We start from the raw sequence: 22,386 nt of genomic DNA, 5'->3' as shown, positions 1-22,386 counted from the left end.
CGGGTCACCATTACAGAGAGGGATTTCGCAGCAACAAACAACAAGGCAGGCTGACGCCTGCCTGTACATTTTTCGTGATAACGTTAGCTAAGTTTAAAAACGGCTACCGTCTCTTCCAGTACCTGCGACTGCTCTTTCAGCGAATGTGCCGCCGCAGAGGCTTCTTCAACCAGGGCAGCGTTTTGTTGCGTGACGGTATCCATTTGTGCAACAGCCTGGTTTATCTGCTCAATGCCCCGGCTCTGTTCACCGGTCGAGAGGGCTATTTCCGCCATTAAGCCGGAAACATGCTGAACGGTGGTGATAATTCGTTGCATGCTTTCACCCGCCTGCGACACCCTTTCACTCCCCAAAAGCACTTGCCTGCTGGAGGCCTCAATAAGTTCCTTAATCTCCTTCGCGGCCAGAGACGAGCGTTGCGCCAGATTACGCACTTCGCTTGCAACGACAGCAAACCCGCGCCCTTGTTCTCCGGCCCGTGCTGCTTCAACTGCGGCGTTCAGCGCCAGGATATTGGTCTGGAAAGCGATATCCTCGATTAAGGAGATAATGGTGTCTATTTTGCCGGAGCTGGATTCAATCTCCTTCATCGACATCACCGCATTTTCAACAATCGTATTCCCTTCCTGTGCGGAGTCACGCATTGTTGCGGCAAGCATGTTCGCCTGCTGCGTGTTTTCAGAGGTGTGCTTAACGGTGGACGTCAGTTGTTCCATGCTGGCTGCGGTCTGCCCAAGCGAAGCCGCCTGCTCTTCCGTACGGGCGGAGAGATCGGTGTTACCGGCAGAGATCTCTTCTGCGGCGTGTGCCACGCTCTGGCTGGAAGCACGCACCTGGGTAATGATCTCAACAAGGGAAAGACGCATCTGTTCCAGTGAGCCCAGCATCTCGCCAATTTCATCTTTCGATCCGTTGACCACGGGAATATGTAACTCACCCGCGGCCATCTGCTGGCAATGGATACGTGCGGTATCCAGCGGCGAAAGTACCCGACGTCTGAGCAGAATAAAGATAGCGGCAATAATCAGGGTAAACAGCGCGACAAAAACGCCGAGGGTGACCATGCTGTTCACAAAGCGACTCTGCGCGTCGTTGTTAAGGCGCTGGGCGTATTTTTCGCGGAAAGCGAGCAGGTTATCCAGTGTGATTTCAAACTGGCGATCAAGTTGCGGAATCGTCGTACTGACCAGTTGGTTGAACCGCACCGTGTCGTTGGCACTCGCCGCATCCATCAACGGACGCAGCCCTTCGTCAACATAGGTTTGCCAGGCACGACGATAGGGAGCGGAAAGTGCCTCTTCACCGGCAACCGGTGGCGCAGCCTGATAATTATTAAATGCATCCGTGGCTTTTTGCATCACTGCTTTTGCACTCTCAAGCGACGCCTGCGTTTTCTGTTTATCGCCCAGAGAAGCGTTAATCATCGCTTCCATAAGCCGCACGCGCAGGGTGCGACTGTGGTTGATCGGATCAATAACCGACAACACCACCCGAATTTCTTTATTCACATTGTCCAGCGACTGGTTACTGCGAGTCAGTGACCAGAGGTTAGACGCTGAACTGACAAGAAAAATACAGAGTAAAAGGCCGAAAACGAGAAACGAAAAACGCCTTACAGACATGTTTTATCCCTTGGATGAATTTGTTTAAAAAATGACTGCACATTGCGTGCAGCGTACAACAATAATGTTATCGACCATTTCGCATTGAGATTTAACTCAATTTTATTTATTTCCTTAAATCAAATGGTTAGATAGAATATATTACTACCAAAATAAATAAAATAATGACGTTCTGCTTAATTCAAAACTCTTTTTTAATATGTGCATACCAGCAATCAGAAAATATTTCTGGTAACACTGGCGGTGCCCGCCTGGCAAATGATACTCAGCACGAAGAACGTTAATACCTGGCGCTATTTATATAAAACGCTGGTTCGATTTTAAGCCCTCGTAAGCACCACTGTTTTCTAATGGTGAAGAGTGAAAAGAGGGTTTGACAATAATCTGATTTGTTTCTGCTAAAGACACAAGCTGAGGAAGCGTTAATCCTGCGACTTTCTCAATCACGTCATGGCTAAGGCCATTGCTTAGCTGGCTAACATCTCCGGGTTCGCTTGCCAGACGCTGAACGAGTAAGAGGTATGCTAAATTTAATTGATGAATATCATGAAGAAGGTTGTTGTGTTTAATCATTTTTGCACCAGAGAATATATCTAATTAACTGAAGCCTCCCCTGGCAACATCATCCGTCGGCCGCAATAATATATATATAGTGCAAATTAGCTATAAAAATAATGTAAACTTATTTCAGGACGTTAAAAAATAATTAATTATCATTTCGTTAATACAATTATTACCGTTGTCTCGCTACGTTTACCATTGCGGCCGGTTATTTTTACCGCTGCAACTGATTGTAATTTAATGGATATATCAACAATGGGATGAAAATATATTATATTTTCAAAATAAGCACATCTGAACCTTAAGAATAATTAAGAAATAACGGGCACCGGCGTTAACATATATTTATCTTCCCTGTGTTCCTGTTGGGTGCAAAAAACCGTAAAACAAGAGCGGACACGCAAGGTGTCCGCAACTGTTACTCATTGCCCCATTGATTGAGAAAGTTCGCCACATCATCAATACGACGTTCGTCGATACCGGCTTCAGTGGCCATCTCGTGCTGCGCATTCTCACTGATCTCTTCGTTATTCATTAAACGGGTAATCAGCAACTGGAAATAGCGCGCCAGCGCGTCACGTTCTGACTCGTTCACCGGCGAGGCTGACTCGGTCGAGTACTCATCCACGATGTCATAAAACTTAAGCGGTGTATCGTTGTTCATCAATCGTCCCCAGAGGTTAAAGTGGTGTCCGTTGCGGCTTGCATCGTCTGGCCTGGATAATAGCACTCTTATTTTATTTTTCTGCCATCCATGTCGGAGATAAATGTTTAAGCAGCGGTGGATTCGCCAGTCGGCTGAAAATTAGTTATCATCCGCTCCCACTCTTTTTGCGGGCAGCCTGATGTCTACCCTTTTCGATACCTTTATTGCCCCGCCATGCCCGGCCCCGATAGAAACGCTCTATCAGGATGATCATCTGGTGCTTATCAATAAACCCTCCGGACTGCTAAGCCTGTCGGGGAAAAACCCGCACAATCTCGATTCAGTGCATCATCGTCTGGTACAGATATTCCCTGGCTGCACGCTGGTTCACCGCCTTGATTTCGGGACATCCGGGCTGATGGTGATTGCCCGAAATAAGGCTATTAACGCCGCCCTGTGTCAGCAGTTTAGCCAGCGCAGCGTAACCAAAACGTATACCGCTTTGCTTTGCGGGCATCTGGAGGAGGACGAAGGGGTAATAGACGCAGCGATTGCCAAAGATCCGGTAAGCTTCCCGCTGATGACGATTTGCGCCATCCACGGCAAACCCGCGCGTTCCCGCTATCAGGTCATTGAACGGATTTATCGCGAGTCGGAAAACGGGACGTTACTGCCATTGACGCGGGTACACCTTACGCCGGAGACCGGGCGAACCCATCAACTGCGCATTCACTGCCTGCGATTGGGCCACCCTATTTTGGGCTGTGATCTCTATGGCGGTCGTCTGCTGCCGGGCACGGAGCAGACACCGCGGTTGATGCTCCATGCCAGCGAGTTGCAGTTTATTCATCCGGTCAGTAAAACGTGGATCCACGCCCGCCATGCCAGTCCCTTCTGAAAGCCAGGCGCCGGGCGTCGTATCCGGGTATTACCACATCAAATCATCGGGCACTTTAAAATCGGCATACGGATCGTCTTCATCCTGTGCTTCCTGACTCAGCGCACTGTTTAATACGATACTGCTGGCATCACGCTGGGCAATTTTATCCGCTACGCTTGCCGGGATAATCGCATATTCATTCTCACCGTTGTTATCTGCCGCCAAACGCGCAATGGCGAGACGGCCATTAATCAGTTGGGTCTGCGTCTGCTTATCCACCTCGATTTTTTTGATGACATTATTATCGGTGAAGTTAAAACCAATATCGCCTTTTGCAAGGGTGATGCGGTTCATTTCAATGAGCTGCTTCACCTGCGCTTTATACTCTTTCGATAATGCAGCCTGTTTTTGTTGTTCGCTGAGTTGCTTATCACGCTCAAGCTGCGCTTTTTTATTTTCTTCCACCGCTTCTCTTGCCTCACGTGCCTGAACACGTGATTTTTTAGCGGTTCGCTGGACCTTGGCCATTTTTTTACTGGTGACCAGCCCCGCTTTGAGCATCTGTTCTTGTAAGGTGAGTTTTGTCATCGTTGTCGCTACCCGTTAATTAATATGGATGATGTCAGACTTTGAGCATTTTTACCGTGGTATCAATGTCTATCTCATCTTCCGAGAAGATTAACGTCGTTCCCTGAAAGGTGGTGATCGCCAGTTTTTTCAGCGTACGCATTTCGCCCGGCTGCGCGGCTGATTTCGGCCTGATATTCCCCATTAACAAACCGACGGAAAGCACCGCATTCTCTTTGTCGATACGGGCATCGGCAGGCACGTCTTCGCTGTAAACGAGGTAAGATTTGATCGACGTGAGCTTAATGCGCTCGCCGGCGATATAGATGTATTTACTTTCCGGGATGACTTTTACCGCATAGGCGGAGAGTCCCTTGTTATTGGTGGTGGGTTCAAAGGTCACCGCCGCATCTTTTTTAATCAGATCCGGGTTGGCGACCTTAATCACATGAAAATAGCGATTATCGCCATTTTCATCTTTGATAAATCCAAAGCCTTTATCTTTAAACCACGTTGTGATTGTTCCGTTCATCGCCATTACCGCCTGATTAATCGTTTATCTACTCAATTTTTGCAGCGCGCAGTGTAATGCACAATGCCTGCGCAGACCACGTCTTTACGGTCAGTCCGGAGGATAAATTTCCCTGATACGTCTATGCCACGCTACATGTCCGGCATGCACCGATCCCGCAGCGCAAAGCGCTGTACCAGAAATTCTAACAGCAGATGCAACGCGCGTAGCGGATGCTTTCGCAAGCGGTAAACTGCGTCAATGTTCATCGCTTCCGGTTCACAGACTGGCAGGACTCCGTGCGTTATCGTTGGAGCATGCTGTACACTGCGCACAGGCATTACAGGCATTACAGGCATTACAGGCATTACAGGCATTACAGGCATTACAGGCAGCATTTTACGACCAATGACGGCGTGTTGCCCCGCTCCCGGCAACCGGCATACCTCTGGATGTTCTGAATCAAAACTGGACGCCCTGATGGGCTAACTCAACCGCGAGGCTTTTATGATCGTCACCACAACACCGCGCCTCATCATTCGCGCCTTTACCGACAACGACGCCGCGGCGCTCTTCGACTATCTCGCTTCGCCTCGCGCACCCTGTTTTTATGATGAGAAACTCAGTTCCCTCGCCGACGCAGCAGAAGAGGTTAATAAACGGTCGCGTGATGCCAGTCAGTTCGCCGTGTCTCTGAAAGAGAGTGACACGCTGATTGGTCACCTGTTTGCCGAAAACCGTGAAGAGCCGGATCCGAATACCTGGTGCGTAGGCTGGCACTTTAATGCACGATATGAAGGTCAGGGTTTTGCCACGGAATCCGCCTCAGCGTTGTTTGATTATTTGTTTAGCGTAAAAGACGCCAGACGCCTGTATGCCTATGTTGAAGACACCAATCTTGCTTCGCAGAAACTGTGCGATCGTCTTCACATGCGCCAGGAAGGCTGTTTCAGGGAGTTCGTCTCGTTTGTTACGGAAGACGGCGAGGAGAGATATGACAACACCTTCGTCTACGCCCTGCTTAAAAGAGAGTGGCAGGCAAGGAATCAATAACGTGTCGGCGGAACGCCAAACATCTGGCGAAAAGCAAACGTGAAAGAAGCCGGGCTGGAGTAGCCAAGATCCAGCGCAACCTGGGTGACGCTCCGGTTATTTTTGAGCATCACAACCGACTCAAGCAGTCGCACGCGTTTTTTCCACTCGCTGAACGCCACGCCGGTCTCCTTTTTAAAACGGCGCGAGAACGTGCGCACCGACATGCCGCAACAGGACGCCCACAGCTCAATGCTGTGCGCGTCGCCGGGCGACTCCTGTATCTGACGGCACACGTTCATCAGCAAGGGTGAACCGGGCCACGGCACCGAAAACCCGGCATCAGGCAACTGTCTGAGCAGCGTGACCAACACGCTCACCAGTTGCGCATCGTCCCCCTCTTCGTCATACATTTCAGGCACATGTGCCGTCGCGTAGTGAATAAACTCACGCACGAAATCGCTGACGATCACCACTTTGCTGCCGCTGTGTTCGATAGCGGCGAAGCCCGCGTCCACATACAGGCTTTCCAGCCGAACATGATGACTGGACAGAATGCTATGCGGTACATGAGCCGGGATCCACACGCCGTAAAGAACAGGCACGACCAAGGTTTTGCCTTCTATTGCCACGCGCATACTCCCCTCGCGCGCATAGAGAAACTCCGCAAACGGATGCTGATGTTGCTCCACACCCGTATCGTCCGGCAGCGGATAACTGCGAAAGTAGACCGGGCGAGGCAGAGACATCAACACAGGCGCTGGCTGCCCGAAAACAGGCTGACAGGGAGAAGACACAAGCTTAGGGCACATTACAACCTGACCTCTATTCGATGAAGTTTGTCTTGATACCACAGCGCAGGCCGGGCGGGTTTACTGAATAATGAGCGGGCATTAAGCATATTTCACTCAGTTATGAATAATTTACCACCCGGCCATCAGGGAGATAACCTCTTTTCGCAGCAGGTTCGCTCTTCGCGCCAGGCCGCTTATGGCGGGTAGATGTTCCGGCTGACCGACGAAACCGTTGAAGGAAAAATGATGGCTAACGAATGTACCGCCGTTGATGTGAGTAAACCAGACCAATGGCTGCGGATCGTGCAGGAGCTGTTATCACAGGCCGGTATTGTTATTAATGGGTTCAACCCGTGGGATATCCGGGTGCATGACAAACGCTTTTTCAAACGCGTGTTACAGCAGGGCTCTCTGGGTCTCGGCGAGAGTTACATGGAGGGGTGGTGGGATTGCAAGCGCCTCGATATCTTTTTTGAGCGTCTACTGAAGGCGGGTGTGGATCAACAGCGCCCTGCCCGCCTTTACGATCTTGCCCGTATTGCCTTTGCGCGGCTTACCAACCCGCAGTCCCGCAAACGTGCCTGGCAGGTTGGTGAGGTGCATTATGATCTCGGCAACGACCTGTTCATCCGCATGCTCGATCCCAACATGCAGTACTCTTGCGGTTACTGGAAAGAGGCGGAAGAATTATGCGAAGCCCAGGAGCACAAGCTGGCGCTGATTTGTGAAAAACTTCAGCTTAAACCGGGAATGACACTGCTGGATATTGGCTGCGGTTGGGGCGGATTAGCACTGTACGCCGCCCGGCATTATGGCGTCAAAGTCGACGGTATTACCATTTCGGCGGAGCAAAAAGCGTATGTGGAAATGCGCGGCCACGGGCTGGATATCAACATCCTGCTCCAGGATTACCGCGACCTGCACAAACAATATGACCGCATCGTCTCCGTCGGTATGTTCGAACATGTGGGGCCTAAAAACTATGCCACCTATTTTGCAACCGTGGATCGTTGTCTGAAACCAGAGGGGCTTTTCCTGCTGCACACCATTGGGTCAAATCAAACCGGGCATAACGTCGATGCCTGGATTAATAAATACATTTTTCCTAACGGCTGTCTGCCCTCGGTAAAACAGATTGCCACAGCCAGCGAACCCCGGTTTGTCATGGAAGACTGGCATAACTTTGGTCCGGATTACGATAAAACGTTGATGGCCTGGCATAGCCGTTTTAATGAGGCGTGGCCACAGTTAGCCGAGAATTACTCTCCTGAATTTCGCCGCATGTTCAACTATTATCTGACGGCCTGCGCGGGCGCGTTTCGCGCCAGAAATATCCAGCTCTGGCAAATCGTCTTTAGCCGGGGCGTCACCGGTGGACTGCGCGTGGCACGCTAACGCTTCCCACCGGTTTGATTGTTCAATGACATTCGTCCATTGGCGGATAATATAACCCTGCCCCCCTGGCAGACTTTCGCCGCCTGCATAAGCTGTTTCTTACGGCTGAGCAGTACGCCACGTCCGCCAGGGTACGCAGAATTATCCTTATCGCCGGATGGCTATAGTGCCCCCAGTTGCTTCATTAACGTCAGATTATCTTCGATATGCCAGTTTGCCGTGATTTTGCCTTTTTCCACCTGATAAATATCCGTAGCAATAAAATCGACGGTCTGGCCTTTTCCTTTTAATTTCCCAAAGGTACCGGTGAAATGCCCGCGAAAGTGAAGATGCGACACAACGCGATTGCCAGCAATGATCATCTGTTCAACCTCACAACGCAGATCCGGCACTGCTGTACGAAACCCTCGCGAAGCCAGGATGGCCCCTTCAGGTCCTTGTTTGCGGCCTTCCGGTGGCGTTTTATCGATAAAATCCGCCGCCAGCGCCTTGCGTGCCAGTGTTTCATCACCGGTATTCCAGAATGTTGCATAGCGTCGTGCCGCCGTCTCAACATCCATCAGTTGGGGTTGCGCCATCTCCTGATCCACAATTAACTGTGCGGGTTGAATAAGCGCCTCATCGGCAGCGTGAGCAGCATAAGAAAGCGGCAAACACACCATTACTGCGGCACGCGTTAAATAATATTGTGGTCGTTGCATTGTTTATTCCCTGTTCCTGACATCAGTAGAGTGATATACGGGGTAATCGGTATAGCCTTTGTCACTCCCGCCAAATAGCGTGGCGGGATCGTTTATTTCTTCTAACGGCAAATGATTCTTTAGCCGATACGTTAAATCCGGGTTTGAAATAAATGGGCGACCAAAAGCCACCAGATCGGCCAGATCATCATGTAAAATCTTGTCGGCTTTATCCCTGGTATAATTACCCGCGACGATAAGGGTGCCATTAAAGGTTGCGCGTAACGCTTCGCGGAACGCTAACGGTACCTGTGGTGCATCGTCCCAGTCCGCTTCCGCCAGATGAATATAAGCAATGCCTTTTTTATCGCACCATGCCGCCAGCGCCAGAATCGCGTCAATCACCTGCGGGTCATTCATGCCACGCTGAGTAATGAAAGGAGAAAGGCGAATGCCTGTACGCTCACTGCCAATCGCATCACTTATCGACGCCAGCACCTCTTGCGCAAAACGGATCCTGTTTACCAGGCTACCACCGTATTCGTCCGTACGATGATTAGAGGTACGCCGCAAAAACTGATCGACCAAATAGCCGTTTCCGCCATGCACCTCAATGCCATCAAAGCCAGCCTCGACCGCATTGATGGCGGCCTGACGGTAATCCTCAATCACCTGCTGAATGTCAGCATGGCTCAATGCTCTGGGCGCAGTACAGTCAACCATCTGCCCTTCACCTTTCTCATTGACCACCCATACTTTGGCCTCAGAGGGCAATGCCGAAGGGGCAACAGGCTTACCGTCAGCGTGAAAACGCGCATGCGACATGCGGCCAACATGCCACAGTTGGGAAAAGATGATCCCTCCGGCATGATGAACGGCTTGCGTCACCCGGCGCCATCCTGCAATTTGCTCTGCGGAGTGTATGCCCGGCGTCCAGGAGTATCCCTGTCCTTGCGGGGAGATTTGCGTTGCTTCCGTAATCACTAACCCTGCACTGGCGCGCTGCTGATAGTAATCAGCCATCAGTGCCGTCGGAATATTGCCCGGCTGCGACGAACGCGCACGGGTCATGGGCGCCATAACGATCCGGTTTTTCAGACTGATATGCTTCATCTGATAACGGTCAAAAAGTGAATGCTTGTCCACCGTAAACTCTCCTGTCTGCCATCAATAACGTCACTTTACTTATCGAATTTAATTTTGATAATTGCAGTGGAAGCTGATTCTCTTTTCAGGAAATCCGAATAATGGGCAAACTCGAAGATCTGACGCTACTGGTAGAAGTGGTGAAAGCCGGCGGGCTTTCTGCTGCGGGCCGACGGCTGGCACTCTCACCCGCGACAATGACCGCCAGGCTGAAAGCGATTGAAGAGCGTTACCAAACCCGTCTGTTTAATCGTTCCACGCGCGCAATCAGCTTAACGCGCGCCGGAGAGGCTTTTTTTCATGCCGCGTTGCGGGTGCTCGATGAGATGTCTTATGCAGAGTCCATTCTCACGCAGAAAGAGGGGGTCCTCAGCGGAAACATCCGTATTTCCGCACCGTCAGATTTTGGTCGGCAGTACCTGGGCCCCGCCCTGCTTGATTTCACCCGACTGCACCCGGAGGTGAAAAGTACGCTCTATCTCAGTGAAAATGTCGTCGATCTGGTGTCAAATCGTCTCGATATGAGCGTACGCTTTGGCAATCTCCCTGACAGCAATTTAGTCACCCGGCATATCCGGCCAAACCACAGGGTACTGGTTGCGTCAGTAAACTACCTGCAGCAGGCTGGCACCCCCCAAAAAATTGAAGATTTGCATCAGCATCAATGCATTGCGATGGAATTACGCGGCATGCTGATGAATGAATGGCGGTTTGAGCAACAGGGAAAAGCCAGCACCGTTCGTATCACGCCGGCCCTGGTCTGTGATGATGGCGCACTGCTCCGCCAGTGGGTACTTGCCGGTGCGGGCATTGCTGCTAAATCATGGTGGGATGTCAAGCACGATGTGGAGCAAGGGCAGCTTAACGTCCTGTTTGCTGATAGCTTTATCGGTTTTAACCGGCTGGATAAAAAGGATGTCGGCTTGCAGTTTGTTTACCCACAACGGCGACTGCAACCGCTACAGGTAACTGCTTTCACTGAATTTTTCATCGACTGGCTTGAAAAAACATAACCGGCGTCCACTTTCCCGCAGGCCTGCCTTGCACAGCGGTATCAAGCCCGCGTGTCTGCGGGCTTGTCAGTAAATGCGGTTACCCTCCAGCCAGAGTTCAGTCTTTTATTTTCCTGACTAGCTCTGCCTCTCCCGCCTCGGTATTTTGTCACTCGCGCAGAATGCCGACGTTAGTCCCGCCAGCCCATAGCCGGAGCAACATGCTTAAGGATCGACTCAATCACATGCGTATTATAATCAACGCCCAGTTGATTCGGCACCGTCAGTAGCAGTGTATCCGCTTCGGCAATCGCTTCATCCTGCTTCAGTTGCTCGATCAATTTGTCCGGCTCGGCCGCATAGCTGCGACCAAAAATCGCGCGGGTTTTCTCATCCAGGAAACCGACTTTATCGCTATCATCACGGCTGCCGCCAAAATAGGCGCGGTCGCGGCTGTCCATCAGCGCAAAAATGCTCCGGCTGACAGAGACGCGCGGCGTACGGGTGTGCCCGGCTTCGGCCCAGGCATCACGGTAAGCACGGATCTGTTTTGCCTGTTGAATGTGGAAAGGCTCGCCGGTTTCATCATCTTTCAGCGTCGAGCTTTGCAGGTTCATCCCCAGTTTTGCCGCCCATACCGCTGTCGCGTTTGAGCCTGCCCCCCACCAGATGCGATCGCGCAGACCTTCAGAATACGGCTCCGGGCGCAGCAACCCAGGCGGATTGGGGAACATTGGTTGCGGGTTCGGTTTGGCAAAGCCTTCGCCTCGCAGCACGTCCAGCAGCACTTCTGTGTGGCGGCGCGCCATATCAGACTCCGTTTCCCCTTCAGCAGGCTGGTAACCGAAATGGCGCCAGCCATCGATCACCTGCTCCGGGGAACCGCGACTGATGCCGAGTTGCAAGCGACCGCCGGAAATAAGATCCGCCGCGCCGGCATCTTCCGCCATATACAACGGGTTTTCATAACGCATATCGATAACACCCGTACCTATCTCGATATGGCGGGTTTTCGCACCGATAGCGGCCAGTAACGGAAACGGCGAACTGAGCTGACGGGCAAAATGATGTACCCTGAAATAGGCGCCGTCCGCACCTAACTCTTCGGCGGCCACGGCCAGATCGATGGATTGTAGCAAGGCGTCAGCGGCCGAACGCGTTCCGGATTGCGGCGACGGCGTCCAGTGACCAAATGACAAAAATCCGATCTTCTTCATGACGTAGTTGTCCTTCTCTTCAGGGAAATAATCAGCAGAAGAGCACCGGCGACAGTGCCTGCATACTTCTGCTTTATGTCTCCCCTACTCTACGCATTGCATGCTACGAATAAATATCCTTTGTTTAACATACTGGTTCAAATTAATTGACCAACTCGACGACCTTGTCGTGTGAGCAGGTACGAGTCAGGGGCGTCTGTTTGTTGTTCTTTTCGTTCGACTTTGCAAAGATGTTTTGCACACGATTCCAGACCTGTTACGCCAGCCGGAACAGGCTCGACTTCCTGCGACGTGTGCGGCGTCGAACGGGTTTTGTTTTGAGGATGACGCTATGACCCCCTTTCATCAACTTTCAGCCACGACTCTGGGCGGCCAGTCTGTTTCTATGGTCGACTACGCGGGTAAAGTGGTTCTGGTCGTGAATACCGCCAGCCATTGTGGCTTCACGCCACAATACGGCGGCCTTGAAGCACTCTACGCGAAATATGCCGCCCAGGGTTTGGTGGTGCTTGGTTTCCCCTGCAACCAGTTCGGTAAACAAGAACCGGGTAGTGCCGACGACATCGCGCAGACCTGTCACATTAACTACGGTGTGACCTTTCCGATATTCGCGAAAGTAGAGGTCAACGGCGCCGCAGCACACCCGGTATTTCGTTATCTGAAAAACGAATTACCCGGCGTACTGGGTGGGCGGATCATGTGGAATTTTACGAAGTTCCTGATTGGACGCGACGGTAAACCACTCAAGCGTTTTGCACCGTTCACCACGCCGGAAAAAATGGAAGCCGCAATCCTTGCTGCTCTTGACATCCGCGTGTTTCGGTAAGTCGAACCATTCGGTTCTGAATGTAAAAAGGGGACCACCCCATCGGCGATCCCCCTTTTAAGCATGACGAATTAGCTTTGACAGAAGCGGAGCCGGTTGCCAAACGGGTCATGGACTTCCATCACATCCCCCCAATCTTGCTTAACGATTTCCGGGCGGCCATATCCATAGTGTTTACCGTGTAGTTCATTTCTGAACGACGCAATATTTTTCATCGGAATAAATAGTGTTGCGCCCGGGCTGGCATCACCGTGATGTTCAGAAAGATGTAACTGCAACCCCTCTCGGGCAATACCCATATACAGGGGTAAATGGGGTTCGAACCGATGTTCAAACTCAACGCTGAATGACAGAAATTCCAGATAGAACTCCTGTGCTTTTCGGACATCAAAAATGCGCAGAATAGGTATGGGCTTACTGAAATGAATGTGAGAGGAGGAAACCTGCGGGAGCAATGTTGCTGCTGCGGTGTTCCAGTCTCGGAAACCTAACTGGTGAGAAACTATTTCGAGTGCAATGGAATAAGGAATCTTGTGATCGCGCAATTCAAGAGAGGCTTTTAATTTGGCAGCCATTTGTTTTGCTTGCTCGATAGAAATCATATTTTCTCCTGTCGTCAGGAAATGAGGGGGCTCGCATTGCCACAACCCGACCGTCAAGAGTTGTAAAATTAATGAGGTTGAGAACAAACATGCTTTCACCTTTTCCTTTCCGGAAGCGAGCGGCGGGTAGCATGGACCCTGAATGAGGGTACACAGCCTCAGGAAATTTCACAAGTTTTCAGATATAAATGGCGGGATCGACTCCTTCTTCACTTTATACATAAAGGTTGTACTGTGAAAACGATTGTCAATAGATTGAGCATAAAGGGGTATCGTACCGGCTGTTTGCCAGCCAAGAGATCGGTATAATTCACTGGCCACGTCACCCGTTCGTGTATCCAGTACAAGTAAAGATATGCCCTTTCCCCAGGCCATGTTTTCTGCCTGACTCATTAATTGCCGTGCAATACCCTGACGACGTGATTGAGGATGAACAAGTAATTTTGAAATTTCCGCACGGTGGCGACCATTAGGCATGCCACAATAATTAATGATGACTGTTCCGGCTAACACTCCATTGTCACGGGCTACCAGTAACTCACAATCATGGCTTGCAAGACTGTAAATTTTATCTTTCCAGAAATTATCGATGGATAAACGATCTGCCGGGTCGGTGAACCCTACACTTGCCCCGTCCTTGACACAAGACTGCAATACATCGCCTAATTCGGATAAAACCAGGTGAGCCTCTTCAGCGTTGAGCTTTTGATAATCGATCATGATTTACATACCACCAATAAATAATGTGCACCCAGACTGTCATGAGCCCTGAATGATGAAGATCCTGATAAATGAAACCGCAAGCTATCGCCTTTTTTCAAAGACCAGGCTTCTGCATTCTGCGTAATCGTTAATTCACCATCATATAACCAGAGATAGTGTTCAAGTCCCTGTACCGGTGGCTTCTGATATTCTATGAAAGCACCGGGTCTTAGCTTCCCATCAATCATTTCGCATTTATATTGGTTTGAAGGCGGTATTAACAAGCGGCGCTCAAATCCCTTCTCGTCATCCAGCCACAACGTTTGCTGATCTGCCCGAAACAGATTCTCTGCCACTTGCTCGACCTCATTGAGAAGGCGGGACATCGTCATTCCGTAGACGCTACAGAGTTGATTGAGAACTTCGGCTGTTGGACTGACTTCACCGCGTTCAATCCGTGATAACGATGCCCGGCTTATCCCCGATGCAGAGGAAAGTTCATCCAATGACTGGTTATGTTGCAAACGCAGCGCAGCAAGACGCGCAGCCAGCCTCTGCCTGTAATCGGTGTTACTCATCTTCACCTCCCTTAAATGAGATAAATTTCTCTTTTATGGGATATTACTGAAAACGGATTGGCCGTCAAGCTGAATAGCCGGGTCAGCCGCATTCCGGCGTCGGAATTCGCCTGGCGGCATACCGACGTATTTCGTGAAGGCGACGTTGAACGCACTCGCAGATTGGTATCCTGTCCGGAAGGCAATCTGTTCGATTTTATCCTTGCCACTCATCAAGGCTTTCCTGGCTAACGACATTCGCCAGAAGAGCAAGTACTGCATGGGTGACATGCCGACTGTCTCGCTGAATATGGCAAAAAAAGAGGATCGGGACATCGCACAGTCACGAGCAAGGTGTGCTATTTGCCAGTCAGCGCCGGGTTTTTCATGAATGAGATGCAGCGCTGTGGCGATCTTTTCGTGTTGTAACCCTTTCAGGATACCTGTCGTTTTCGACAGATCCTGGTCGCTGCGCAATGCCTCAACCAGTAACAGTCGCAAAAGCTGCGTCAATACCGCGTCACGCCCGGGTCGCCGGGTCCGGCTTTCATCCAGCAGGAGGTCAAACAAGGTGATGAAACGCCGTTCTCCTTTAATCAGGATCGCGTTGGGCAGTAAAGCGACAATAAGCTGTTTGTCCGGTGTGTCGAACTGACAGTGACCCACATTCATGAGCAGTTCAGCCGACCCGGTTGTTGAGCCAATTCGCACGTGTCCGTCGCCAAGCAAGGTTGGCTCCGTAATGCCAGCGGGAGGCGGAGTGCCCGCATTGGTGTTCTCAAACGTGTAAGTGGCGGGTATTAGAACGAAATCCCCGGAAACCACTAACGTGGGGGCCTTACCGTTAATACTTATCAGGCATTCGCCTTGCAATACAGCACAGTAAAACGCTTCTCCGGAAGACTCCCGGATAATACGCCACTGACCCGCGCCCTCAACGAGTTTTGTATGAGTTGGCCTGGGGTTGAGTAAAGCAACAATATCGGTTAACGGATCTGACATTGGACTCTCTCTCAATGAAAGTGGATTTTTGATTATATATTGTCCAGTTCGTGGCGGCTATGATTGCGGCTCTAGTCAACAGAGAGGATTAACCCATGCCAACTGCACTGATTACCGGATGCTCTTCAGGTTTTGGGCTGGCAACAGCAACACTTTTTTTAGCCAAGGGTTGGGACGTGATTGCCACAATGAGAACGCCTGATGCGACGCTTTTTCCTGGAAGCGACAGGCTGACGATATTGCCGCTGGATATCACTTCCGAGGGCAGCATTGCGGATGTAGTGAAAAAGGCTGGCGCGATTGACCTGCTGGTCAATAATGCTGGCTTTGGCGCCCCCGTCCCCGTTGAACTGACGCCCCTGGCAACCGCGCAGCAATTAATGAACACCAATGTCCTGGGCACACTGTCATTAACGCAGGCATTTCTCCCGCTGATGAGAGCGAAAAAATCAGGGGTGATCATCAATGTTTCTTCATCCGTGACGACCAAAGCGATGCCGCTGATTGGGCTTTATCGTGCCAGTAAAGCGGCGTTGAATGCATGGAGCGAATCATTAGCCATCGAAGCCAGGCCTTTTGGTATTCGCGTTCATGTTGTGTTACCGGGCCGCTCGCCCGAAACGAAGTTTGGCCAAAATGCGCAGGCTTATTTTGGTGGGCGAGACGATCCTGCGTATGGAAAAATGGTCGATGAGTTTATCCAGATGGTTGGCAATTCCCACGCGCCAGTAACGCATGCCGAAGATGTGGCGGAGGCCATTTTTGCCGTCGCGAACGATCAACACGCCCCGCTGTATACCGCTGCCGGTGAAGATGCCCTGCATTCTCTCACCGAAGCGCAGCATCGCTCCCCTTTTTCATACTGATTGTTCCGGGCGAAGATGAGACAAGTAAAGGCAGAGAGAGGGTATCCCTCTCTCTGTTTCTCAGCCACGCGCGGCAAGAAAGTGGCGGCGACTGTCAGTGAAACTCACGCTGCGCAAGCTGCGTTGTGAGCGTTTCGATACGCTCGGCCATTTGTCGGGTCAATTCGGTCAGATGAGTATTCTGTTTCAGCAATTCCAACAATTGTGCCGACTGCTCCTCAGCGACCATCTGGCGCTTCGCCATTGCATCATCCAGATCTTCGCGGTGTTGTGCATCGGCCAGCGCATGTGCCTGATCGCGCTCCGCCTGTCGGGTTTGCGCCAAAAGGATCAGTGGAGCTGCATAAGCAGCCTGAATACTGAACGCCAGGTTGAGCAAAATAAAGGGATAGGGATCAAACGTCACAAAGCCCGCAGTATTGAGGACAATCCACACGATCACCGCTATAGTCTGCCCAATAAGGAAAGTCGGCGTACCAAAAAAACGTGCGAAGGCTTCTGCTCTCAACGCAAACCATTCTTCGCCAAACGTATGCGTAATACCTTTCAAGGGGCGATATAAACGAAATTCTTTATCTGTATGCATATCAAAACTTCCTGCTTCGGGGCATTGCCAGCATCGCCAAAAATTCAGGTATCCGCGGAAGCTGATACCCAACTGTTCGAAAATAGAGAGTACCCTGATGTATACCTGACACTTCTCCTTCAGAAAGATCCCGGCCATTTAAGATCTGCTCATCGCGCATTGTCGCCTGTCGTGTTTTTTGTAGAGAATGGTTTTGAAGGGGAAAGGTTAATGAGTTTCCCCTAACCAACGCCCCCCGGTATCTTTTAGCCTGTACACAGATCGGCAACAACAGCGTAGAGCCAATAAGGAAGAACTGACTGGGCGCGCCAACAAATGCCCGGTCGAGGCTGTAAAGTGGATTACAGGTGTTCCGGGGTCGATAACCCGCGATCCGTCGCGGTGGTGATATTCACCGGCATGCCCGATCGTCGTTCTAACTCGTCCGTTGCCCGGTTCACATTCACCTCACTCCCCTGCATCACGGCACGCAGCGCTGGCGTAATGGGCAGTGGCACTTTGTTCGTTGATTCAAATTCAGTGCGGTTGCGCGACAACGGCTCGTGAACTTCAATCCAGCGACTGCCGTCCGGCTCGGTGGTGGCTTTCACCGGTTGATCGATAATCTGCACGCGGGTGCCGACAGGCACATTATCGAACAGGTATTTAATGTCAGCATTGCGTAACCGAATGCAACCCTGGCTGACACGCAGCCCGATACCAAAGTTGGAATTGGTGCCGTGAATGGCGTACAGCTTGCCAATATAAATGGCGTACAGCCCCATCGGATTATCCGGCCCGGCCGGAACAAACGCTGGCAGGGTTTTCCCCTGTTTGGCGTATTCACGTCGGGTATTGGGCGTCGGACTCCACGTCGGTCCTTCCTGCTTACGCTCTACGGCGGTGACCCAGTTGCGCGGCGTTTCGCGCCCCGCCTGGCCGATGCCAATCGGTAAAATCTCCACCGTATTCGTCTCTTTCGGATAATAGTAAAGGCGCATTTCCGCGACGTTCACCACAATGCCTTCGCGCACCGTGGCAGGCAAAATAATCTGCTGCGGTATGGTCAGTTGCGATCCCGCTTTCGGTAGAAAGGGATCGGCATCGGGATTGGCTTCAAGCATATTACTCAACCCCTGACCGTATTTCGCGGCGAAAGCTTCGAGCGGCAACGTGTTGTCATGGGGAACGGTGATAATTTGCGGACTGCCCACCAGCCGGCTGCCCTCCGGCGGCAATGGGTAGCTCACCGCCAGCGCGTTCGGCGCAGAAAACAGCGCAAGCAGACTGCACAGCAATGTGAATCGGGGCATCATTTCCTTCCCTCAGGGCCAGCAGATATTTTTTATATCATAGCCCGGTTTATGCTTTTTCTCCCTTTTTACAGGGCGTTACCCTCCCGGGCACCAAAACGTCATGCACGATCGCCGACAGTTCAATCCGAAAGAGAGCGTTCACAGTAAAAAACCCCGCCGGAGCGGGGTTTGCGTTTTTGCAGTTTAGCGTCAGGCTTTGGCACGGCTGGCGATAATGTCGTCCGCCACGTTGCGCGGCGCTTCCGCGTAGTGGTGGAACTCCATGCTATAGGTTGCACGCCCCTGCGACATGGAGCGCAGCGTGGTGGAGTAGCCAAACATTTCGGCCAGCGGCACATCGGCGCGGATAATCTGGCTGCCGAAGCGCTCTTCCATCCCCTGCACCATACCGCGACGGGAAGAGAGGTCGCCCATAATGTTACCGGCGTACTCTTCCGGCGTTTCCACTTCAACATGCATCACCGGTTCGAGGATCGCCGGGTCCGCTTTGCGTGCGCCCTCTTTAAAACCAAAGATCGCCGCCATGCGGAAGGCCATTTCCGAGGAGTCGACATCGTGATACGAGCCAAACGTCAGAGTCGCTTTCACATCCACCACCGGATACCCCGCCAGCACGCCGGTGCCCATGGCTTCACGCAAGCCTTTTTCCACTGAAGGAATATACTCACGCGGCACCACACCGCCTTTGGTGGCGTCTTCGAAGACAAAGCCGCTACCCGGCTCCAGCGGCTCGAGGGTTAACACGACATGGCCGTACTGCCCTTTACCGCCAGACTGGCGCACAAACTTACCTTCAATGTCTTTCACCGTTTTACGCAGGGTTTCACGGTAAGTGACCTGCGGACGACCGATGTTCGCTTCCACGCCAAACTCGCGTTTCATACGATCGACGATGATTTCCAGGTGCAACTCACCCATCCCGGAAATGATCGTCTGCCCGGACTCCTCATCCGTGTGCAGGCGGAAGGAGGGGTCTTCAGACGCCAGCCGTTGCAGCGCGATCCCCATTTTTTCCTGATCCGCTTTGGTTTTCGGCTCAATCGCCAGCGAAATCACCGGCTCCGGAAACTCCATGCGCTCCAGGGTGATCACCGCATCCGGATCGCTTAACGTGTCACCGGTGGTGACATCTTTGAGACCTACGCAGGCGGCAATATCTCCCGCGCGCAGTTCATCCACTTCGTGGCGATCGTTAGCATGCATCTGCACGATACGCCCGATGCGCTCTTTTTTGCCTTTGACCGGGTTGTAAACCGCGTCGCCTTTTTTCAGCACGCCGGAATAGACGCGAATAAAGGTCAACTGGCCAACATACGGGTCGGTCATCAGTTTGAACGCCAGCGCAGAGAATGGCTCTTCATCGCTGGGATGACGCTCAGCAGGCTGACCTTTTTCATCCACGCCCTGAATGGCCGGAATATCCAGCGGCGACGGCATCAGTTCCACCACCGCATCAAGCATGCGCTGCACACCTTTGTTTTTAAAGGCGCTGCCACACAGCATCGGCTGGATCTCCCCAGCAACGGTGCGTGCACGCAGCCCGGCGATAATGTCAGCTTCGTCCAGCGAACCGGTTTCCAGATATTTATCCATCAACGCTTCACTGGCTTCCGCTGCCGCTGAGACCATTTTTTCCCGCCACTCCTGCGCGGTCGCCAGTAATGCCTCCGGCACCGGGCCATAGCTAAAGGTCATGCCTTGTGTGGCGTCATCCCAGATGATTTCGCGCATCTTGATTAAATCCACCACACCGGTGAAATGCTCTTCTGCGCCAATCGGAATAACAATCGGCACCGGGTTAGCTTTCAGGCGATCGATCATCATCTGCACCACGCGGAAGAAATCCGCGCCGGGGCGGTCCATCTTGTTAACAAACGCCAGCCGCGGTACGTGATATTTGTTGGCCTGACGCCACACGGTTTCCGACTGTGGCTGCACGCCACCAACGGAGTCATACACCATCACTGCGCCATCGAGCACACGCATGGAGCGTTCCACTTCAATGGTGAAATCCACATGCCCTGGGGTGTCGATAATATTGATGCGGTGCGGCTCAAAGCCACGATCCATACCTGGCCAGAAGCAGCTTACCGCCGCAGAGGTAATGGTTATCCCACGCTCTTGCTCCTGCGCCATCCAGTCAGTCGTTGCCGCGCCATCGTGTACTTCACCCAGTTTGTGGCTCATCCCGGTGTAAAACAGGATGCGCTCAGTGGTGGTTGTTTTACCGGCATCGATATGCGCGGAGATACCGATGTTGCGATAACGTTCGAGAGGAATGGGTCGGGGCATGATGCGTCCTTAGTCTTTTGACTGTTCGTTCGCGGCCGGAATTGGCCGCTATTCATTCACGGCACTTATCATAGTACAACTGTACGAGTATATTCGAACTATTTTTGCTATTCTAACGATTGGTTGAGCTGCAATTGACGACGTGGCTTAAACAACGCAGTTTGCGTATAGTACCGGCCAGCCGCCGATACGGGCCGCTGCTGAAACCAGCAGCGCTACCGCCGACACAGGAAGATTATGATCGCTAACCACCCTGAACGTGAGCAATTTCGCCTCGAAAATGTGCTCTTTGCCCTTGGCAACCCTCTGCGACTGGCCATTATCAGGCGACTTGCCGACGGCAGCGAACTCAGTTGCAATGCACTGCGCCCGCAGGACGTGGCGAAGTCCACCATGACCCATCACTGGCGTGTATTGCGCGACAGCGGCGTGGTCTGGCAACGGCCACAAGGTAGGGAAAATATGATTTCGCTGCGCCGGGAAGACCTGGATATCTGTTTTCCCGGCTTGTTGGATACGCTGTTGCAGGTAATGCAACGCGAAGAGTAAGCGTTATTTCGTTTCCGGCAGCACAATGTTGCTGCCCGCCAGTGTGCCCATGTTGTTGTAAATGGCGCAGGCGGCATCCACCAGTTGCATCGCCAGCGCCGCACCGCTGCCCTCACCTAAACGCATTCCCATATTGAGATACGGTTCCAGTCCTAAGTGCTCAAGCGCAATGCGCGCGCCTTTTTCGGCGGAAAGATGCGACGGAATGAGATAAGGCTTGATCTGCGGCGCAATGCGGCACGCCGCCAGCGCCGAAGCATAGGAGAGAAAACCGTCCAGCACCACCGGCAGCCCACAGGACGCCGCGCCAAGGATCACCCCACACATCCCCAACAGATCATACCCCCCGACTTTAGCCAGCACTGCAAGGCCATCGGCAGGATCCGGTTGGTTAACCGCGATCGCTTTACGCACAACCGCCGCTTTATGACCCAGCTGTGATTCCGGTAGATTTGCGCCGATACCCACCACCGATTCAGGCGCTTCGCCGGTCAGTACGCTAACAATCGCCGCCGCTGGCGTGGTGTTCGCCATCCCCAGTTCCCCAACGCCGAACAGGTTTACCCCCTGCTTCGCCAGTTCACGGGTATAGCGGACGGTTTCCAGCAGCAGTTCTTCTGCCTGCTGCGTGCTCATCGCCGGGCCAGCCGCAATATTGCCGCTGCCGCGCGCCACCTTCATATTCACCACACCGGGGATGGGATCAGCGTCGATACCGACATCCAGCACATGCACTTTTGCCCCAGCCTGCGCCGCCAGCACACACACGCCGGTGGTTGCCTGGGTCATATTCGCCGCCTGAATAGCGGTGACCTCGCGCGGGGAGACCGCCACGCCTTCGTGCCATACGCCATGATCCGCGCACATCACCACAATCGCTTTTTCCCCTACCTGTAGGGTGCCCTTCAGTCCAGGCATTCCCGCCAGTTGAACCGCCAGCGCTTCCAGCCGCCCCAGGCTGCCAAGGGGTTTCAGTAAGCCATCAAGATGCTGCTGCGCGTGTGCCATCGCCATGTGATCGGGGGTGGGAATCGCTGCCAGGAATGCGGTCAATGTCTGCATAGTG

General features: G+C 52.3%; 24 protein-coding genes. 7 read left to right on the top strand and 17 right to left on the bottom strand.

All coding sequences use genetic code 11. The features are described from left to right. Positions 1–83: 83 nt before the first annotated feature. The 3 genes from ABGA49_RS05980 to ABGA49_RS05970 all read right to left on the bottom strand — a co-directional run bounded on the left by ABGA49_RS05980 (position 84) and on the right by ABGA49_RS05970 (position 2,847). Positions 84–1,622, bottom strand: coding sequence for a methyl-accepting chemotaxis protein (locus tag ABGA49_RS05980; RefSeq protein ID WP_061494204.1), 1,539 nt, complete (start codon positions 1,620–1,622; stop codon positions 84–86). A gap of 297 nt (positions 1,623–1,919) precedes the next feature. Continuing rightward, positions 1,920–2,195: a flagellar transcriptional regulator FlhD gene (locus ABGA49_RS05975; RefSeq protein WP_071889929.1), complete on the bottom strand. Its 276-nt coding sequence runs from the start codon at positions 2,193–2,195 to the stop codon at positions 1,920–1,922. A 406-nt stretch (positions 2,196–2,601) separates the two neighbouring features. Further along, a complete protein-coding gene (locus tag ABGA49_RS05970) occupies positions 2,602–2,847 on the bottom strand; it encodes a YmjA family protein (RefSeq protein WP_347665286.1) in 246 nt (81 codons plus the stop codon). Between the two features lie 181 nt (positions 2,848–3,028). On the opposite strand from ABGA49_RS05970, the gene ABGA49_RS05965 reads away from it, so the two are divergent. Then, entirely contained in the window at positions 3,029–3,727 is a 699-nt protein-coding gene (locus ABGA49_RS05965; RefSeq protein WP_347665285.1) for an RluA family pseudouridine synthase, read from the top strand. A 30-nt stretch (positions 3,728–3,757) separates the two neighbouring features. Here ABGA49_RS05965 and ABGA49_RS05960 read toward each other — a convergent pair whose 3' ends face one another. Both ABGA49_RS05960 and ABGA49_RS05955 read right to left on the bottom strand, forming a co-directional pair. Beyond that, a complete protein-coding gene (locus tag ABGA49_RS05960) occupies positions 3,758–4,297 on the bottom strand; it encodes a DUF2058 domain-containing protein (RefSeq protein ID WP_347665284.1) in 540 nt (179 codons plus the stop codon). 34 nt (positions 4,298–4,331) lie between these two features. Then, positions 4,332–4,814 (bottom strand): cold shock domain-containing protein, encoded by a 483-nt coding sequence (locus ABGA49_RS05955; protein ID WP_061494200.1) that lies wholly within the window; start codon positions 4,812–4,814, stop codon positions 4,332–4,334. Positions 4,815–5,294: 480 nt separating this feature from the next. Here ABGA49_RS05955 and ABGA49_RS05950 point away from each other — a divergent pair, with 480 nt between their 5' ends. Beyond that, on the top strand, positions 5,295–5,840 hold the full coding sequence (locus tag ABGA49_RS05950; RefSeq protein WP_061494199.1) for a GNAT family protein: 546 nt from the start codon (positions 5,295–5,297) through the stop codon (positions 5,838–5,840). On the opposite strand, the gene ABGA49_RS05945 is transcribed toward ABGA49_RS05950, so the two are convergent. Continuing rightward, entirely contained in the window at positions 5,834–6,568 is a 735-nt protein-coding gene (locus ABGA49_RS05945) for a helix-turn-helix transcriptional regulator (RefSeq protein ID WP_347665283.1), read from the bottom strand. The genes ABGA49_RS05950 and ABGA49_RS05945 overlap by 7 nt on opposite strands. A 291-nt stretch (positions 6,569–6,859) precedes the next feature. Between ABGA49_RS05945 and cfa the strand changes: the two genes are divergently transcribed. Further along, positions 6,860–8,008, top strand: coding sequence for a cyclopropane fatty acyl phospholipid synthase (gene cfa / locus ABGA49_RS05940; RefSeq protein ID WP_347665328.1), 1,149 nt, complete (start codon positions 6,860–6,862; stop codon positions 8,006–8,008). Positions 8,009–8,169: 161 nt separating this feature from the next. Here the strand turns inward: cfa and ABGA49_RS05935 are convergent, their stop codons facing one another. Both ABGA49_RS05935 and ABGA49_RS05930 read right to left on the bottom strand, forming a co-directional pair. Beyond that, positions 8,170–8,709: an ester cyclase gene (locus tag ABGA49_RS05935; RefSeq protein WP_347665282.1), complete on the bottom strand. Its 540-nt coding sequence runs from the start codon at positions 8,707–8,709 to the stop codon at positions 8,170–8,172. Between the two features lie 3 nt (positions 8,710–8,712). Then, positions 8,713–9,834, bottom strand: coding sequence for an alkene reductase (locus tag ABGA49_RS05930; protein WP_347665281.1), 1,122 nt, complete (start codon positions 9,832–9,834; stop codon positions 8,713–8,715). A 101-nt stretch (positions 9,835–9,935) separates the two neighbouring features. Here ABGA49_RS05930 and ABGA49_RS05925 point away from each other — a divergent pair, with 101 nt between their 5' ends. Next, on the top strand, positions 9,936–10,847 hold the full coding sequence (locus tag ABGA49_RS05925; RefSeq protein WP_061494195.1) for a LysR family transcriptional regulator: 912 nt from the start codon (positions 9,936–9,938) through the stop codon (positions 10,845–10,847). Positions 10,848–11,017: 170 nt separating this feature from the next. On the opposite strand, the gene ABGA49_RS05920 is transcribed toward ABGA49_RS05925, so the two are convergent. Beyond that, entirely contained in the window at positions 11,018–12,043 is a 1,026-nt protein-coding gene (locus tag ABGA49_RS05920; RefSeq protein ID WP_088238019.1) for an LLM class flavin-dependent oxidoreductase, read from the bottom strand. Between the two features lie 331 nt (positions 12,044–12,374). On the opposite strand from ABGA49_RS05920, the gene ABGA49_RS05915 reads away from it, so the two are divergent. Next, positions 12,375–12,869, top strand: coding sequence for a glutathione peroxidase (locus ABGA49_RS05915; RefSeq protein WP_347665280.1), 495 nt, complete (start codon positions 12,375–12,377; stop codon positions 12,867–12,869). 71 nt (positions 12,870–12,940) lie between these two features. Here ABGA49_RS05915 and ABGA49_RS05910 read toward each other — a convergent pair whose 3' ends face one another. From ABGA49_RS05910 to ABGA49_RS05895, 4 genes are all read right to left on the bottom strand, one after another. Then, positions 12,941–13,471, bottom strand: a complete 531-nt coding sequence (locus ABGA49_RS05910; protein WP_347665279.1) for a glyoxalase superfamily protein — start codon at positions 13,469–13,471, stop codon at positions 12,941–12,943. 168 nt (positions 13,472–13,639) lie between these two features. Next, a complete protein-coding gene (locus ABGA49_RS05905; protein WP_088238020.1) occupies positions 13,640–14,191 on the bottom strand; it encodes a GNAT family N-acetyltransferase in 552 nt (183 codons plus the stop codon). Further along, the gene (locus tag ABGA49_RS05900) at positions 14,188–14,751 is read right to left on the bottom strand and encodes a helix-turn-helix domain-containing protein (RefSeq protein ID WP_347665278.1); all 564 of its coding nucleotides are present in this window, start codon (positions 14,749–14,751) and stop codon (positions 14,188–14,190) included. The genes ABGA49_RS05905 and ABGA49_RS05900 overlap by 4 nt, the downstream gene beginning before the upstream one ends. A 33-nt stretch (positions 14,752–14,784) precedes the next feature. Further along, positions 14,785–15,732, bottom strand: coding sequence for an AraC family transcriptional regulator (locus ABGA49_RS05895; protein WP_347665277.1), 948 nt, complete (start codon positions 15,730–15,732; stop codon positions 14,785–14,787). Between the two features lie 95 nt (positions 15,733–15,827). On the opposite strand from ABGA49_RS05895, the gene ABGA49_RS05890 reads away from it, so the two are divergent. After that, positions 15,828–16,598 (top strand): SDR family oxidoreductase, encoded by a 771-nt coding sequence (locus tag ABGA49_RS05890; protein WP_061494188.1) that lies wholly within the window; start codon positions 15,828–15,830, stop codon positions 16,596–16,598. 94 nt (positions 16,599–16,692) lie between these two features. Here the strand turns inward: ABGA49_RS05890 and ABGA49_RS05885 are convergent, their stop codons facing one another. The 3 genes from ABGA49_RS05885 to fusA all read right to left on the bottom strand — a co-directional run bounded on the left by ABGA49_RS05885 (position 16,693) and on the right by fusA (position 20,771). Beyond that, the gene (locus tag ABGA49_RS05885) at positions 16,693–17,184 is read right to left on the bottom strand and encodes a DUF1003 domain-containing protein (RefSeq protein ID WP_061494187.1); all 492 of its coding nucleotides are present in this window, start codon (positions 17,182–17,184) and stop codon (positions 16,693–16,695) included. A 341-nt stretch (positions 17,185–17,525) separates the two neighbouring features. Continuing rightward, a complete protein-coding gene (ldtA, locus tag ABGA49_RS05880) occupies positions 17,526–18,479 on the bottom strand; it encodes a L,D-transpeptidase (protein WP_347665276.1) in 954 nt (317 codons plus the stop codon). A 189-nt stretch (positions 18,480–18,668) separates the two neighbouring features. Continuing rightward, on the bottom strand, positions 18,669–20,771 hold the full coding sequence (fusA, locus tag ABGA49_RS05875; protein ID WP_061494185.1) for an elongation factor G: 2,103 nt from the start codon (positions 20,769–20,771) through the stop codon (positions 18,669–18,671). 237 nt (positions 20,772–21,008) lie between these two features. Between fusA and ABGA49_RS05870 the strand changes: the two genes are divergently transcribed. Beyond that, entirely contained in the window at positions 21,009–21,320 is a 312-nt protein-coding gene (locus tag ABGA49_RS05870; RefSeq protein WP_061494184.1) for a helix-turn-helix domain-containing protein, read from the top strand. 3 nt (positions 21,321–21,323) lie between these two features. Here the strand turns inward: ABGA49_RS05870 and cobT are convergent, their stop codons facing one another. Next, positions 21,324–22,382, bottom strand: a complete 1,059-nt coding sequence (gene cobT, locus ABGA49_RS05865; RefSeq protein WP_347665275.1) for a nicotinate-nucleotide--dimethylbenzimidazole phosphoribosyltransferase — start codon at positions 22,380–22,382, stop codon at positions 21,324–21,326. Between the last annotated feature and the right edge of the window lie 4 nt (positions 22,383–22,386).

Source organism: Kosakonia sp. WA-90, from assembly GCF_039871955.1.
Classification (GTDB): domain Bacteria; phylum Pseudomonadota; class Gammaproteobacteria; order Enterobacterales; family Enterobacteriaceae; genus Kosakonia; species Kosakonia oryzendophytica.
The sequence above is the reverse complement of the archived record's forward strand: the minus strand, read 5'-3'. Positions and strand labels throughout refer to the sequence as shown.